Source organism: Mycolicibacterium pulveris (assembly GCF_010725725.1).
GTDB lineage: Bacteria > Actinomycetota > Actinomycetes > Mycobacteriales > Mycobacteriaceae > Mycobacterium > Mycobacterium pulveris.
Genome location: NZ_AP022599.1, coordinates 3060668 through 3075069, shown reverse-complemented (window position 1 = coordinate 3075069; position 14402 = coordinate 3060668). Strand labels below are relative to the sequence as shown.

Here is a 14402-nt window from a genome sequence, read left to right as displayed (position 1 = left end):
GAGGGCGACACGCCGACAAAAAGTGCGAGTTTACGCACGCTCGCGCGCCGGGGTCAGGCGGCCAGCACCGCGTCCAGCGCGGAGTAGAAGATGCCAAGCCCGTCGTCTGACGGGCCGGTCAACGGTTCGGTGGCGTGCTCGGGGTGCGGCATCAACCCGACCACCCGCCGGTTGGCCGAGCAGATCCCCGCGATGTCGCGCTGCGAGCCGTTGGGGTTGTCGCGGTAGCGAAACACCACGCGGTCCTCGGCCTCGAGCTCATCGAGCACCTTCTCGCTGGCCACATAGCGACCCTCGCCCGACTTCAGCGGAACCAGGATGTCGGCCCCGCGCTCGTAGCGCGACGTCCACGCCGTCGAGTTCGACACCACCTGCAGCCACAAATCACGGCAAACGAAATGCAGACCCGCGTTTCGGGTCAGCGCGCCAGGCAGCAGGCCCGCCTCACAGAGGACCTGAAACCCGTTGCAAATCCCCAACACTGGCATACCGCGCTCCGCCGCGGTGATCACCTCACCCATCACCGGCGCGAACTTCGCGATGGCGCCCGCGCGCAGATAGTCACCGTAGGAGAACCCACCGGGAACCACGACGGCGTCGACGTTCTTGAGATCGGTGTCGGCGTGCCAGAGGCTCACCGCCTCACCGCCTGCGAGCCGCACCGCCCGCGCGGCGTCGACGTCGTCGAGCGTGCCGGGGAATGTGATGACGCCCACACGCGCGCTCATGACTGCTCCCTGGTCACCGACCAGTCCTCGATGACGGTGTTCGCCAACAGCGATTCGGCGATCTGCGCCAACGTGTCATCGTCGATGTTGTCATCGACATCGAGTTCAAATCGCTTGCCCTGCCGCACATCTGAGACGCCCTTGAAACCCAGACGGCCAAGCGCGCCGACAATCGCCTGCCCTTGCGGGTCCAGAATCTCCGCCTTGGGCATCACGTGCACCACCACCCTTGCCACGGCGACAATTGTACCGGCGAGTTCAGCCCCTGCGCGTCACCGGCACGATCCGACGTACGCCTGGCACAGCGGGGCCGCCATGGCATCGAAGACCTGCGCGTCCGCCACCGGTGACCAAGGCACCCGCGGTGGCACCGAAGCCCACAGGGCCAGCTCGACGACGCTGCTGCTGTCCGGGTGCGCCAGCAGGTACTGGTGCATCACCCGCTGACCGCCCACGCTGATCACCGCGGCGACCCGATCGGGCCCGTCGGTGATGATCGACGGCGACACGGACGGCGCCGTCAGCTGGCAGCTGCGTAACCGGGTCTTGGCGACTTCGAGGGTCTGCGCCGCCGTCGGGCCGCCCTGCGACGTGGGTCCGCGCCAGTGCACCACCTGTGCCTGCAGCTGCCACTCGCCCGGCGGGTTGGGCACCGTCGCCCGCGCGGCGACGGCGTAGTCGCGGGGGTCGGCGACGACGGGCGGGCTGGCGCAGGCCTCCTCGAAAGCGAACCGCGGCGCGGTCGCGGTGACGGCGAGACCGGCCAGTCCCGGCCAGCGATACACCGGATACAGCGGGATCGCGGTGGACACCATCCAGGCCGAATCGGGGATCGTGTCGCAGGCAGGCGGGCAGATCCCCGGAGCGGCTGGCGCCGTCGGACCTGGTATGACGGCCAGACCGCAGGCCGCGAGCACCACCGCGAGCATCATCCGCACGCTTCCACCACCCCCTGACAGCCGTGCGCCGCCACAATATAGGTATGGAATTGACCCATTTCGGACATTCATGCTTACTCGCGAAGTTCACAAACGATTCCGGGGATTCCGGGTCCGACACCACCGTTCTCTTCGATCCCGGCGTCTTCTCACACGGTTTCGAGGGCATCACCGGGCTCTCGGCGATCCTGATCACCCATCAGCATCCCGACCACGCCGACACCCAGCGCCTTCCCGCGCTGCTCGACGCGAACCCGCAGGCCGCGCTGTACGCCGACCCGCAGACCGCCGCGCAACTCGGCGCGCCGTGGCAGGCCGTCCATGTCGGCGACGAGCTGCGGATCGGGCATCTGACCGTGCGCGGGGCCGGAGGTCGGCACGCGGTGATCCATCCCGAGATCCCCGTCATCGACAACATCTCCTATCTGATCGGCGATGGCACCCACGCGGCGCGCCTGATGCACCCCGGCGACGCGCTGTTCACCCCGGGCGAGCCGGTCGACGTGCTGGCGACTCCCGCGGCGGCGCCGTGGATGAAGATCTCCGAGGCGGTGGACTATCTGCGTGCGGTGGGGCCGACGCACGCGGTGCCGATCCACCAGGCGATCATCGACCCGAGCGCCCGCGGCATCTTCTACGACCGGCTCTCGGAGATGACCGACACCGATTTCCGGGTGCTTCCCGAGGAGGACGGGGTCGCCTTCTAAGGGGCGGCGGCGCGGGCCTCCTGACCGCGAGCAGTCGTGTACACCCCCTTTTCGGGGCCCAACAGGGGGTGTACACGTCTGCTCGCCCGTTGAGAGCCCGTCAAAGCGGTGTCCCCCTAGGAGCTCGCGGCGCGGCCCGCGGCCCGGCCGGAGAACACGCAGCCGCCGAGGAAGGTGCCCTCCAGCGAGCGGTAGCCGTGCACCCCGCCGCCCCCGAACCCGGCGGCCTCCCCCGCGGCATACAGCCCATCGAACACACTGCCGTCGGGCTTGAGGACCCGCGAGTCCAGGTCGGTTTCCAAGCCGCCCAACGATTTTCGTGTCAGGATGTGCAGCTTCACCGCGATCAGCGGGCCCGCCTTCGGGTCGGTGAGCCGGTGCGGGGCGACGACGCGGCTGACCCGGTCGCCCAGGTAGTTGCGCGCCACCCGGATCGAGGCGATCTGCATGTCCTTGGTGAACGTGTTGGCCACCTCGCGGTCACGGGCGGTGACCTCGGCTTCCACCGTTGAGTAATCCAGCGGTAGCACATCGGGCACGTCGTTCATCGCGGAAACCAAGTCGCGCAACGTGTTCGCGCTGACGAAGTCCACCCCGCGGTCGACGAAGGCCTGCACCGGTGCCGGCGCCCCTCTTCGCACCCGGCGCAGGACTTCGCGGATGCTGCGACCGGTCAGGTCGGGGTTCTGCTCCTGGCCCGACAGCGCGAACTCCTTGGCGATGATGCGGGCGTTGAGGATGAACCACGTGTAGTCCTGGCCCGTCTGCGCGATGTGTTCCAGCGTGCCGAGCGTGTCGAAGCCGGGATACAGCGGTGCGGGCAGGCGGTTTCCGTGTGCATCCAACCACAGCGACGACGGGCCTGGCAGGATGCGGATGCCGTGCCTGGGCCAGATCGGATCGTAGTTGGTGATGCCCTCGGTGTAGTGCCACATGCGGTCGCTGTTGATGACCCGCGCGCCCGCCGTCTCGGCGATGCCGATCATCCGCCCGTCGACGTGCGCGGGCACACCCGACAGCAGTTGGCCGGGTACCCGGCCCATCCGCTTGGGCCAGTTCTGCCGCACCAGGTCGTGGTTGCCACCGATGCCGCCGCTGGCGACGACGACGGCGCCGGCGCGGAACTCGAAGTCGCCGACGGTGTTTCGCGACGACGCCACACCGCGGGCCGAGTTCGACGGTTCCAGCACCGCGCCGCGCACCCCGACCACCGCGCCGTTCTCGACGATCAGCTCGTCGACGCGGTGGCGGTGCTTGAACGTCACCGCGGGCGATCCGAGCAGCCGGCGCGCGAAGATGTCGACGAGCGCCGGCCCGGTGCCCCAGGTGATGTGGAACCGCGGCACCGAGTTGCCGTGCCCGCGTGCGTCGTAGCCGCCGCGTTCCGCCCACCCGACGAGCGGGAAGATCCGCAATCCGCGCTCGCGCAACCAGCTGCGCTTCTCGCCGGCCGCGAAGTCGACGTAGGCGTGCGCCCACCGCCGCGGCCAGTGGTCCTCGGGCCGGTCGAATCCCGCCGTGCCGAGCCAGTCCTGCAGCGCCAGCTCGTGGCTGTCCCGGATGCCGAGCCTGCGCTGTTCGGGGCTGTCGACGAAGAACAGCCCCCCGAACGACCAGTACGCCTGGCCGCCGAGATTGTTGGCGTTCTCCTGGTCCACGATCAGCACGCGACGGCCGCGGTCGAGGACTTCGCACGCCGCGACCAGCCCGGCGAGCCCGGCTCCTACGACGATGACGTCAGCATCTGCCATGGCCGCCACGTTAGCGGGCCGGGGCTATGCCGCGGCCGGCAACGCGGGGTGCGGCCGCCACCGGTAGACGGTGGCTTCACATCCGTGCAGGAGCGCGAGGTCGACGGCGTCGAGCATCGCCTGCCGCGGTCCGGGCTTGCGCAGATGTCGGGCGGCGACCGCGATCCGCACGACGCCGTCGCGACGCGCGGTGCGTTGCGCGGACAGCACCAGCGTTCGGCACCACCAGGGTTCGGACAGGAAGCCCTCGCCGACGCCGAGCACCCGGGCGCGCACCGTCGTCCGGCGGACCAGGTCGGTGATTCCGCTCAACCCGGCGACAAGGCGAAACCCGTTGCGCGGCAACGCCGTCATGGTGCCCTGCGATACCGTCCAGCCCGGTGCGACGAAGAGCCGGGTGCGCAGGCCGACGTGCTCCAGCACGCGGTCGGCGCCGAGCAGCCGCAGGCTCGCCTCGTGCGCGGGCAGCGTCGCGAATTCGCTGCGGCGCTTCTTGGTCGCGGCCTCATCGAAGCCGTGCAACACGACGGCGTCACCGCCGTCACGGCGCGCCGTCAGCCAGTCCACGGTGGGCGCGTCGGCCTCAATCCGGTAGCCGCCCTTGAGCCGGGGCGCCACCAGGAACGACGCCGGCACCCCGCGCGCGTCCAGTTGCGCACAGAACGCGTCGACGTCGGGCAGCGTACGGTCGCGGATCCCGGAGAGCGAGACGATCAGTTGCCCGGCCACGCCTGCAGTATGGCGACGTCAGGTGTCGCGATGGTGACCGACACCCGGACGGCAATTGGCCGCAGGCTTACCGCGGCAAGACCTCTTCGATGGCGGCGATCACCTCGGGCGCGTCGGGCTCGGTGCGGGGCCGGAACCTCTTGGCCACCTTGCCACCCGGACCGAGCAGGAACTTCTCGAAGTTCCACTGGATGTCGCCGGCTTCACCGTCGGCGTCGGGCGTCTTGGTCAACTGCTCATAGAGCGGATGGCGCTGGGGCCCGTTGACGTCGGTCTTGGCCAGCAGCGGAAACGTCACGCCGTAGGTGGTCGAGCAGAACTCCTGGATCTCCTCGGCAGTGCCGGGTTCCTGGCCCATGAACTGGTTGCACGGCACCCCGATCACGGTGAACCCACGATCGCGATAGTCCTTCGCCAACTGCTCCAGCGCCGTGTATTGCGGGGTCAGGCCGCACTTGGAGGCGACGTTGACGACCAGCGCGGCGCCGTCGGCCAGTTGCCCGAGCGTGGTGGCCTTGCCGTCGAGGGTGGTCAGCGGGATGTCGGTCAACGGTGTGTCGGTCATGACTGGCACGCTACTCGTTCTTGAACAACATGCCCGCGACGCGGTGCACCAGTGCGATCGGATCGTCGTCGGTGGCGATGGTCTTGTTCAGCCACAGCAGCGAAAACCCGTGCACCAGAGACCATGCCGCCAGCGCCGCGGCCTGCGGGTCGGCGATCGCCCTGTCGTCGGCGAGGGTGCCGACGCCCTGGGCCAGTTCACTTCCCGCCGCACCAACGGCCGCGATCAGCTCGGGGTCCTCGGGGTTGACCAGCGACCGGTCGAACATCACCGCATAGTGACCGGGATGGTCGAGTGCGAACCGCACGTAGGCCAGCGCGGCGTCGATGAACTCCGGTGTCGCCTCGGCGAGCTCGGCCGCCAGCAACCGCCAGCCCTCGGCCGCCAGCGCGGTGAACAGCCCGCGGCGGTCGGTGAAGTGATGCGCGGGTGCGGCATGGGAGACGCCGGCCGCGCGGGCCAGCTCGCGCAGCGAGACGCCGTCGGCGCCGCGCTCGGCAACGAGCTCGGCGGCGCGCGCCAGGATGGCGGCCCTCAGGTCGCCGTGGTGGTAGGACGCCTTGGTCACGGCACCATGGTAACGCCGCAATCTTGACAATGGCTAGATTGCCTCCTATCGTGAACTTGTCACTGTCAAGATTGGAGTTCGTCATGATCGTCGTCGTCACCCTCGTCCTGAGCACGCTCGCCGCCCGGCTGGCCGGTCGGCTGGGTGTCGGCTTCGTCGACAGTTGGCCCTCGGCGATCGCCGTGGGCCTGGCCGCGATGTTCGTGCTCACCGGTGTCGCGCACTTCGTCAACCCGCTGCGCCGCGACATGATCGCGATCGTCCCGCCGCGGCTGCCCGCGCCCGCGCTGCTGGTGACGGTCACCGGCGTGCTCGAGCTGGTCGGGGCCGCCGGGCTGCTGTATCCACCGACCCGGGTGGCCGCGGCGGTGGGCCTGTTCGTGCTTCTGCTGGTGATGTTCCCCGCGAACGTCTATGCCGCGCGGATGCCCAACGCGCCGAAGTCGATGACGACCCGGCTGGACCTGCGCACCGCCGAGCAGGTGCTGTTCTTAGGCGCCGCCGCCGTGGTCGGCCTTGGCGGCATCTAGCAGCCAGGCGTACTGGAAGGCGGTTTCCTTCCAGCGTTCGTAGCGCCCGCTGATTCCGCCGTGGCCCGCGTTCATCTCGGTCTTCAACAGCACCGGCTCGTTGTCGGTCTTGGTATACCGAAGGGCGGCCACCCATTTGGCCGGCTCGACGTAGTAGACCCTGGTGTCGTGGAGCGATGTCATCGCCAGGATCTTCGGATACCGTTTGGCTTCGACGTTCTCGTAGGGCGAGTAGGACTTCATGTACTCGTAGACGTCCCTGTCCTCCAAGGGATTTCCCCACTCGTCCCATTCGGTGACCGTCAACGGCAGCGACGGGTCGAGTATCGTGGTGAGCGGGTCCACGAAGGGCACCACGGCCAGGACGCCTGCGAACAGCTCGGGTGCCATGTTGGCCACCGCACCCACCAGAAGCCCGCCCGCGCTGCCGCCGTGCGCCACCAGGTTCTCCGGGCGCGTGACGTCGGTCTGCACCAGATGCTCTGCGACGGCGATGAAGTCAGTGAAGCTGTTCTTCTTGTTCAGCATCTTGCCGTCTTCGTACCAGTGCCTGCCGAGCTCGCCACCGCCGCGAACATGCGCGGCCGCGAACACCATTCCGCGGTCGAGCAACGACAGCCGCGCGATGGAGAACCGGGGGTCTTCGCACATCTCGTAGGCTCCGTAGCCGTACAGCAGCGTCGGCGCCGGGAACTGCAGGCCGATGCGGTGCACGATCGAGATCGGCACACGGACGCCGTCCGGCGCCACGGCCCAATCCCGGCGCTCCACGTAATCCTCCGGGCGGTAGTCGCCGAGCACCGGCTGCTCGCGCAGCAGCGTGCGTTCGCCGGTCTGCAGGTCCAGATCGTAGATCCGCACGGGGGTGACGAAGGAGGTGGCGCCGATCCGTAGCTTCGGTGAGCTCCAGTTCGGGTTGCCGGCAAGGCCCGCCGACGTCAGCTCGGAGTCGAAGGTGATGTCCTGCGGACGCCCGTAGCTGCCGTCGGCGTGCACGGCCCACAGCTGGATCTTCGGCAACGCCTCGCCGCGGTACCCGACGACCAGGTGTGCTTCGAAGGCGTCCACCGAGTCCAGCCGCACATCGTCGCGGTGCTCGATCAGCGTGCGCGTCGAGGTGGGGTCTGCCACCGGCGCCTCGACGAGCGTGAAGTTCTCCGCGCCGTCGTTGTGCAGGATCAGGAACCGGTCCTCGCCGCCGACGACGGCGTGTTCGACGGAGTACTCGACGAGTTCGCGGCGCGGCCACACCGTGGTGAACTCGGCCTGCGGATCGTGCGCGTCGGCGTAGCGAATCTCCGTGGTGACGGCGCTGCCCGCGGCGATGAGGATGTACTTGTCGCTTCGGGTACGGCCCACCGCAAGCCAGAACCGTTCGTCGGGTTCGTGATAGGCGCGTTCGGCGGGCAGCCCGGATCCGAGGCGGTGGCGCCAGACGGTGTCGGGACGCCATGCGTCGTCGACGGTCGTGTAGTAGACCGTGCGGTTGTCGGCCGCCCACGTCACACCGGCGGCGATGTTCTCGATCTCGTCGTCGAACAGCTCCCCGGTGCGTAAGTCCTTGAACCGCAACGTGTAGCGCTCGTCGCCCTTGACGTCCACCGAATACGCCAGCACGTGCCCGTCAAGGCTCACCGACGCGGCGCCCAGCGCGAAAAAGTCGTGCCCGTCGGCTTCGAGGTTCTCGTCGAGAAGCACCTGCTCGCCGGGAATCTCGGTGTTCTCGTCGAGCACCGGCGGGGTCCAGTCGTCGGGGTCTTCGACCGGGCAGCGGCAGTGCACGCTGTACTGCTTGCCTTCGAAGCTGCGGGCGTAGTACCACCAGTTCAGGCGCCGGGTCGGCACGGACAGGTCGGTCTCTTTGGTGCGGGCCTTGATTTCCTCGAAGATCGTCTGGCGCAACGGGGCCAGATGCGCGGTGACGTGTTCGGTGTAGGCGTTCTCCGCGTTGAGGTGCTCGATGACTTCGGGATTGGACTTGTCGCGCAGCCATTCGTAGGGATCGATGAAGACGTCGCCGTGATGCTCGCGCCGGTGTTCGATGCGTTTGGCTTCTGGTGGATTCACGCGGCAGACCCGATCCAATCGTCGAACTTGCGACCCGAGATACGTTCGTAGGCCTCGATATAGCGGGCCCGCGTCGCATCGACGATGTGCTGCGGCAGGGCCGGCGGCGGGGTGTCGCCGTGGCGGTCCCATCCGGACTCGGGGCTGGTGAGCCAATTGCGGACGAACTGTTTGTCGAAGCTCTGCTGCACAACACCCTCTTGCCAGTCGTCGGCGCGCCAGTACCTGCTCGAGTCGGGGGTGAACACTTCGTCGGCCAACCGTAGGGTGCCGTCGGCGTCCACGCCGAATTCGAACTTCGTGTCGGCAATGATGATGCCTTTGGTGAGCGCGTAATCGGCGCCCTGCCGGTAGGTCTGCAGCGTGCGTTCGCGCACCTGATGGGCTCGCTCGGCACCGATCAGGTCCACCACCGCCTCGAAGGAGATGTTCTCATCGTGCTCCCCCAGTTCGGCTTTCGTCGCGGGGGTGAACAGCGGCTCGGGGAACCTGCTGGCCTCGCTCAGGCCGGGGGGCAGCGGGATGCCGCACAGCATCCCGGTCTTCTGATAGTCGATCAGACCCGATCCGGTCAGATAGCCGCGGGCCACCGCCTCAACCGGCAGCATCTGCAGCTTCTGCACCACCAACGCGCGGCCGAGCACGTCCTCGGGGATGCGCTCGTCGTCGGGCGGCCCGGCCAGGTGGTTGGGCGCGTCACCCGACCGGCTCAAGAGGTCGAAGAAGAACACGCTCATCGCGGTCAGAATGCGGCCCTTGTCGGGGATCTGCGAGTCCAGGATGTAGTCGTAGGCGGAGATGCGGTCGGTGGCGACGAACAGCAGCGTCTCGTCGTCGACGCGATACAGCTCGCGGACCTTGCCGCTGGCCAGATGTTGGTAGTCGGACAGAGCGGGGCGCACCCGGCCAGCCTATCGGGCAGCATCAACCCCATGAGTTCGCGGTTTCTTCCCTACGCCACGACGCCCTCCCGCTTCGTCGGCCAGTTCGTCAGCGACATCGTCGTGCTCGGCTGGACCATCGTGTGGTTATCGGTCGGCGCGGCCGTCCACTCCGCGGTGTCCACGATCGCCACGGTCGGCCGCGAGGTCGAGGCCGGGGCGAACGGCATCGCCGGCAACCTCGACGCCGCGGGCGGCCAAGCCGACGACGTGCCCCTGATCGGCCAGGCCCTGGCCGCGCCACTGCGGGCGGCCAGCGAGGCGGCGCTGCAAATCGCGGGTGCGGGGCACAACCTCGACACCACCGCGTCGTGGCTGGCGTGGGTGCTGGCGATCGCCGTCGCGGCTCCGCCGATCCTGTTCGTCGCGATGCCGTGGCTGATGCTGCGGGTGCGGTTCGCCCGCCGCAAGTGGACGGCGATCACGCTGGCCCGCACCCCTGCGGGCGAACAGTTGTTGGCGCTGCGGGCGCTGGCCAACCGGCCGCTGGTGCAGCTGGCGCAGATACACGCGGACCCGGTGGGCGCCTGGCGCAACTACGACGCGGTGGCGATCCAGGGCCTGGCCGCGCTGGAGTTGCGCGCCGCGGGCGTGCAGCGGCTACGCCGCCGGTGATTTCGGCGTGTTTTGTCACGCTCACCGTGACAAAACGCACCGACATCGCTGCTAGCCGAAGATGCGCCGCCACACCCGCCCATAGGAGTACCGGGCCGTCACCGACCCGAACCGCACCCGACCCCGCGCGACGAGGTGCAACTGCGGCGATCGCGGACCGTAGGGCACCTTCAAGGTGGCGCTGCCCGCAAGCATGTCGACGCCGTTGAGATCCGCCGTGGCGCCATCGGGCAGGATCAGTTCGGTCGAGCTGAAGTAGTCGTCGATGTCGAGCACGACGGTCGGGCTCTGCAGGGTCGCGTTGGTGAAATCCAGGGTGGTGTCGCACATCCGGGTGTTCAACCGCAACTGCGGCGGCACGGTCCACTGGCCGCGCCGCGTGATCGTCGACATCCGGCCGCGCACCGGCTCGTCGCCGCCGGGCGTCACCGCAGGCGGGTGCGAGTGCGGCAGGTCGGCGAGCACCGCTCGGAGATCCCCGCGGGTCCTGGCGGTCAGCACCGCGTCGAAGCGCTCACCGAACTCGTCGAGCGTGAGCAGGCCCTGACCGACCGCGTTCTCGAGCAGTTGGCGGACGTGGGCGCGGTCGCTGTCGGACACCCGCAAATTCGCGTCATTTGAGTCCATGCCTCGAGGGTAGGTGCAGCCGCGTCTGGCTTCCCAGCCGCGACAGCCCGGCGGCCGCCACGATGGCCCAGCTGCCGAACGCGATCCAGAAGACCACGTGCGAGATCGTCGTCAGCGCAGCCCAACCGGTTTCGGCCGACGTGGTGTCCGTGGCCACCGAGTACATGCCGAGCGGGAACACCATCGCCCACCAGACCCCGGCGAAGCGCAGCGCATCCGGGCGCCGAGCGTGGCGCACACCGAAGTACAGCAGCGGCGGAATCCACGCCGTGGCCACCACCCAGGTTCCGACGGTGACCAGCCACGCCGCTTCGGCCAGCCGTCCGGTGGCGTCGTGGTGGATGTGGTCGCCGGCCAGTGTCGCGATGGCCAGCCCGCCCATCAGGATCCACGCGTCGGGCTCGAACCCGTTGGGATCCAGCCTGGCCGCGAACGCGCGGGCCAGGATCAGCCAGGTCATCGCGGCGTACACCGCCATCGCGAGCACCCACATCGCCACGGCAGCGATCAGTAACGCATACCAATCCGTGTGACGCGCCAGCATGACCATGACGATCGCCAGACCGGATGTCCCGACACTGGGCAACTCCCAAGCGCCGCGCGCACTTTCACGAAGTTCGTGCCAACGGCTCCTGACGAGGTTGCGCACCAGCAGCATGCCGAGCACCAGCCACGTGGTGGCCGCCAGCAGGCCGAGCGTCCACAGCACACCGCGGATCGAGATGAACCTGCTGTCGAGCACCGCGCACGCGGCCACAAACGTGAACAACCGCACTGTCACGTCGACATCGGTCACGTCCGGTGACTGTTTCGACCACGAGATCGCCGCCACCGCAACCAGTATCACCAGACCAGCGGCGGCGAGCACTCCGAGCCCGTCGCTGATCACGTGGTGGCCGTGGTCGGCCGCGGCGATCGACACGATGCCGGTCGCCATGACGGCGGCAAACGCGTCCGGTTTCACGCGCGCAGCTCGACCACCAAATGCCGAATACCCGTGTGCCGGTTGCTGCGTGTCCACTCCACCGGCTTGACCAGGCGCGCCGACGAGAACCGGGTCAGCAGTTCCTCGAACAGCACGCGAAGCTCCAGCCGAGCCAGGTTGGCGCCGAGACAGTAATGCACACCGTGTCCGAACCCCAAGTGCGGGTTAGGCTTACGGGTGATATCGAATGTGTCTGGCGACGTGAACACCGCCGGGTCCCGGTTGGCCGAGCCCTCCCAGACCTGCACCTTCTGGCCGGCGCTGATCTGCCTGCCCGCCAGTTCGGTGTCACGGGTCGCGGTGCGCCGCTTCGACGGCGACGGCGACGTCCAGCGCACCATCTCTTCGACCGCCGTGGGCAGCTGATCCAGATCGGCGCGCAGCGCTGCGAATTGGTCGGGGTGCTCGATCAACGCGAGCAGCCCGCCCGCCACCGCGTTGCGGGTGGTCTCGGCTCCCGCGCTGAACAGCAGGCTGAAGAACAGATACAGTTCGATCTCCGAAAGGGGAACAGACAAGCCCTCGTCGAGCGTGGCGTTGGCGACGACGGACAGCATGTCGTCGGTGGGTTGGGCGCGCTTGGACGCGATCAGCTCCTGGCCGTAGGTGTACATCCGGGAGCCGGCTTCCTCGGCCGACATCTGGCCGACCTGTCCCAGTTCGGCCCGGCGGGCCTGACCGAAGTCGAACTGCGGTTCGATGGCGTGAAACAGCCAATGCCGTTCGGATTCAGGCACTCCCAGCAGAATGCAGATCATCTGCATCGGCAGTTCGGCGGCGATGTCGACCAGGAAGTCGAGCGGCTCACCCGGCGCCACCGCGTCCAGCAGCCGTCGGGCCCTGGCCCGCAGATCGTCCTCGACACGGCGGATCATCCGCGGGGTGAGACCGGAACTGACCAGCCGCCGGACCTCGGCATGTCGCGGGTCGTCCATCATATTGAGGACCTGCCCGGCGATCGACAGATCCTGCAGCAGCGTGCCCCCGTACGGCCGGTCACCGCCGGTCACCGACGAATATGTCGCCGGATCACGAAGCACGGCAAGGGTTTCAGCGTGGGTGGCCACCGACCAGAAGCCCTCACCGTCAGGGGTGTGCTCGGTGGGTTCGTGCCAGTACACCGGGGCCTCACGCCGGTGCACGGTGAACAAGTCGTGCGGAAAGCCGTTGGCGAAGTTGTCCAGATCGGTGAAGTCGATCCGGTCCAACCCCGGACTCGACGTCACAGGATGGCACCGGAGGTGTACTTGGCCGCCTCGGGGTAGCGGCTGACCAACTCGTCGACCGCCTCGACGACCCGGTCGACCTGGTCGCCGGCCGCACCGGTGAAGGCCTGCTTGTCGGCCAGCGCGGCGTCCAGGGCGGGCCGGTCCAGCGGCAGCCGCGGATCGGCGGCGAGCCGGTCGAGCAGGTCGGGCTCGGCGCCCTTCTCCCGCATGGCGAGTGCGACGGCCACGGCGTGTTCTTTGATCACCTCGTGCGCTGCCTCACGGCCCATTCCGGCGCGCACCGCGGCGATCAGGATCCGGGTGGTGGCCAGGAACGGCAGATAGCGGTTGAGCTCGCGCTGGATCACGGCCGGATAGGCGCCGAACTCGTCGAGCACGGTCAGGAACGTCTCGATCTGCCCGTCGACGGCGAAGAACGCGTCGGGCAGCGCCACCCGGCGCACCACCGAGCAGAACACGTCGCCCTCATTCCATTGGGCGCCTGCGAGTTCGGCCGCCATCGAGGCGTAGCCGCGCAGCACCACCTGCAGCCCGTTCACCCGCTCACACGACCGGGTGTTCATCTTGTGCGGCATGGCCGAGGAGCCAACCTGGCCCGGCGCGAACCCCTCGGTCACCAGCTCATGGCCCGCCATCAATCGGATGGTGTGCGCCAGCGAGGATGGCGCCGCTCCGAGCTGCACCAGCGCCGAGATCACATCGTGGTCCAGCGACCGCGGATACACCTGCCCGACGCTGCTGAAAAGCTCGGTGAAGCCCAGGAATTCGGCGACCCGACGCTCCAGGTCGGCCAGCCGGGAGGTGTCCCCGTCGAACAGGTCGAGCATGTCCTGTGCGGTGCCCATCGGGCCCTTGATCCCGCGCAGCGGATAGCGGTCGATCAACGCGCGCAGCCGCTGCAGCGCGAGCAGCATCTCCTCGGCGGCCGAGGCGAACCGCTTGCCGAGCGTGGTGGCCTGCGCCGCGACGTTGTGGCTGCGCCCGGCCATCACCAGGTCGCGGTAGCTGATCGCCCGCTCGGCCAGCCGGGCCACCACGGCGACGCCGTGTGCATGCGCCAACTCCAGGGACCGGCGGATCTGAAGCTGCTCGACGTTCTCGGTGAGGTCGCGGCTCGTCATGCCCTTGTGCACGTGCTCGTGGCCGGCCAGCGCGTTGAACTCCTCGATGCGTGCCTTGACGTCGTGGCGCAGCACCCGTTCCCGCGCCGCGATCGACGCGAGGTCGACCTCCTCGAGCACCCGCTCGTAGTCGGACAGAACAGCGGAAGGCACCTCGACCCCCAGTTCCATCTGCGCCCGCAGCACCGCCAGCCAGAGCCGACGCTCCGCGACGATCTTGGCCTCCGGCGACCAGATGGCCACCATCTCCTCGCTGGCGTACCTGCTGGCCAGCACGTTCGGGATCGTCACAAGCACACAG

Annotated in this window: 16 protein-coding genes; 3 read left to right on the top strand and 13 right to left on the bottom strand. The window is 68.5% G+C overall.

Going from position 1 to position 14402, the window contains the following annotated elements; translation table 11 throughout:
- Positions 1-53: 53 nt before the first annotated feature.
- The 3 genes from purQ to G6N28_RS14895 are packed head-to-tail and all read right to left on the bottom strand — an operon-like array spanning position 54 to position 1666.
- Positions 54-728, bottom strand: coding sequence for a phosphoribosylformylglycinamidine synthase subunit PurQ (gene purQ / locus G6N28_RS14905; protein WP_163901484.1), 675 nt, complete (start codon positions 726-728; stop codon positions 54-56).
- Positions 725-964, bottom strand: a complete 240-nt coding sequence (gene purS, locus G6N28_RS14900; protein ID WP_163901482.1) for a phosphoribosylformylglycinamidine synthase subunit PurS — start codon at positions 962-964, stop codon at positions 725-727. Before purS ends, purQ begins: the two co-directional genes overlap by 4 nt.
- Before the next feature lie 36 nt (positions 965-1000).
- Positions 1001-1666 carry an ATPase gene (locus G6N28_RS14895; protein WP_163901480.1) on the bottom strand — a complete coding sequence of 222 codons (666 nt, stop codon included), beginning with the start codon at positions 1664-1666 and terminating at the stop codon, positions 1001-1003.
- Between the two features lie 44 nt (positions 1667-1710).
- Here G6N28_RS14895 and G6N28_RS14890 point away from each other — a divergent pair, with 44 nt between their 5' ends.
- Complete coding sequence (locus tag G6N28_RS14890; protein ID WP_163901478.1) at positions 1711-2373, top strand: MBL fold metallo-hydrolase; 663 nt, start codon at positions 1711-1713, stop codon at positions 2371-2373.
- Positions 2374-2489: 116 nt separating this feature from the next.
- Here the strand turns inward: G6N28_RS14890 and G6N28_RS14885 are convergent, their stop codons facing one another.
- From G6N28_RS14885 to G6N28_RS14870, 4 genes are all read right to left on the bottom strand, one after another.
- Positions 2490-4124 (bottom strand): FAD-binding dehydrogenase, encoded by a 1635-nt coding sequence (locus G6N28_RS14885; protein WP_163901476.1) that lies wholly within the window; start codon positions 4122-4124, stop codon positions 2490-2492.
- A gap of 24 nt (positions 4125-4148) precedes the next feature.
- Positions 4149-4853 (bottom strand): DUF2334 domain-containing protein, encoded by a 705-nt coding sequence (locus G6N28_RS14880; RefSeq protein ID WP_163901474.1) that lies wholly within the window; start codon positions 4851-4853, stop codon positions 4149-4151.
- 67 nt (positions 4854-4920) lie between these two features.
- On the bottom strand, positions 4921-5418 hold the full coding sequence (locus G6N28_RS14875; protein ID WP_163901472.1) for a glutathione peroxidase: 498 nt from the start codon (positions 5416-5418) through the stop codon (positions 4921-4923).
- Positions 5419-5428: 10 nt separating this feature from the next.
- Positions 5429-5986 (bottom strand): TetR/AcrR family transcriptional regulator, encoded by a 558-nt coding sequence (locus G6N28_RS14870; RefSeq protein ID WP_163901470.1) that lies wholly within the window; start codon positions 5984-5986, stop codon positions 5429-5431.
- 83 nt (positions 5987-6069) lie between these two features.
- Between G6N28_RS14870 and G6N28_RS14865 the strand changes: the two genes are divergently transcribed.
- Positions 6070-6516 (top strand): DoxX family protein, encoded by a 447-nt coding sequence (locus G6N28_RS14865; protein WP_163906265.1) that lies wholly within the window; start codon positions 6070-6072, stop codon positions 6514-6516.
- Here the strand turns inward: G6N28_RS14865 and G6N28_RS14860 are convergent.
- Complete coding sequence (locus G6N28_RS14860) at positions 6478-8583, bottom strand: S9 family peptidase (protein ID WP_163901468.1); 2106 nt, start codon at positions 8581-8583, stop codon at positions 6478-6480. The two genes, G6N28_RS14865 and G6N28_RS14860, sit on opposite strands and share 39 nt — an antisense overlap.
- Positions 8580-9485, bottom strand: a complete 906-nt coding sequence (locus tag G6N28_RS14855) for a phosphoribosylaminoimidazolesuccinocarboxamide synthase (protein WP_163901466.1) — start codon at positions 9483-9485, stop codon at positions 8580-8582. Before G6N28_RS14855 ends, G6N28_RS14860 begins: the two co-directional genes overlap by 4 nt.
- 30 nt (positions 9486-9515) lie before the next feature.
- On the opposite strand from G6N28_RS14855, the gene G6N28_RS14850 reads away from it, so the two are divergent.
- The gene (locus G6N28_RS14850) at positions 9516-10139 is read left to right on the top strand and encodes a hypothetical protein (protein ID WP_163901464.1); all 624 of its coding nucleotides are present in this window, start codon (positions 9516-9518) and stop codon (positions 10137-10139) included.
- A gap of 51 nt (positions 10140-10190) precedes the next feature.
- On the opposite strand, the gene G6N28_RS14845 is transcribed toward G6N28_RS14850, so the two are convergent.
- Genes G6N28_RS14845 through purB form a run of 4 tightly spaced genes read right to left on the bottom strand, consistent with a single transcriptional unit; the run spans position 10191 to position 14392 of the window.
- Complete coding sequence (locus G6N28_RS14845) at positions 10191-10766, bottom strand: DUF1707 SHOCT-like domain-containing protein (RefSeq protein ID WP_163901462.1); 576 nt, start codon at positions 10764-10766, stop codon at positions 10191-10193.
- Entirely contained in the window at positions 10753-11730 is a 978-nt protein-coding gene (locus G6N28_RS14840) for a tellurite resistance/C4-dicarboxylate transporter family protein (RefSeq protein ID WP_163901460.1), read from the bottom strand. Before G6N28_RS14840 ends, G6N28_RS14845 begins: the two co-directional genes overlap by 14 nt.
- Complete coding sequence (locus G6N28_RS14835; RefSeq protein WP_163901458.1) at positions 11727-12977, bottom strand: cytochrome P450; 1251 nt, start codon at positions 12975-12977, stop codon at positions 11727-11729. Before G6N28_RS14835 ends, G6N28_RS14840 begins: the two co-directional genes overlap by 4 nt.
- Positions 12974-14392, bottom strand: coding sequence for an adenylosuccinate lyase (gene purB / locus G6N28_RS14830; protein WP_163901456.1), 1419 nt, complete (start codon positions 14390-14392; stop codon positions 12974-12976). Before purB ends, G6N28_RS14835 begins: the two co-directional genes overlap by 4 nt.
- Positions 14393-14402: the final 10 nt, after the last annotated feature.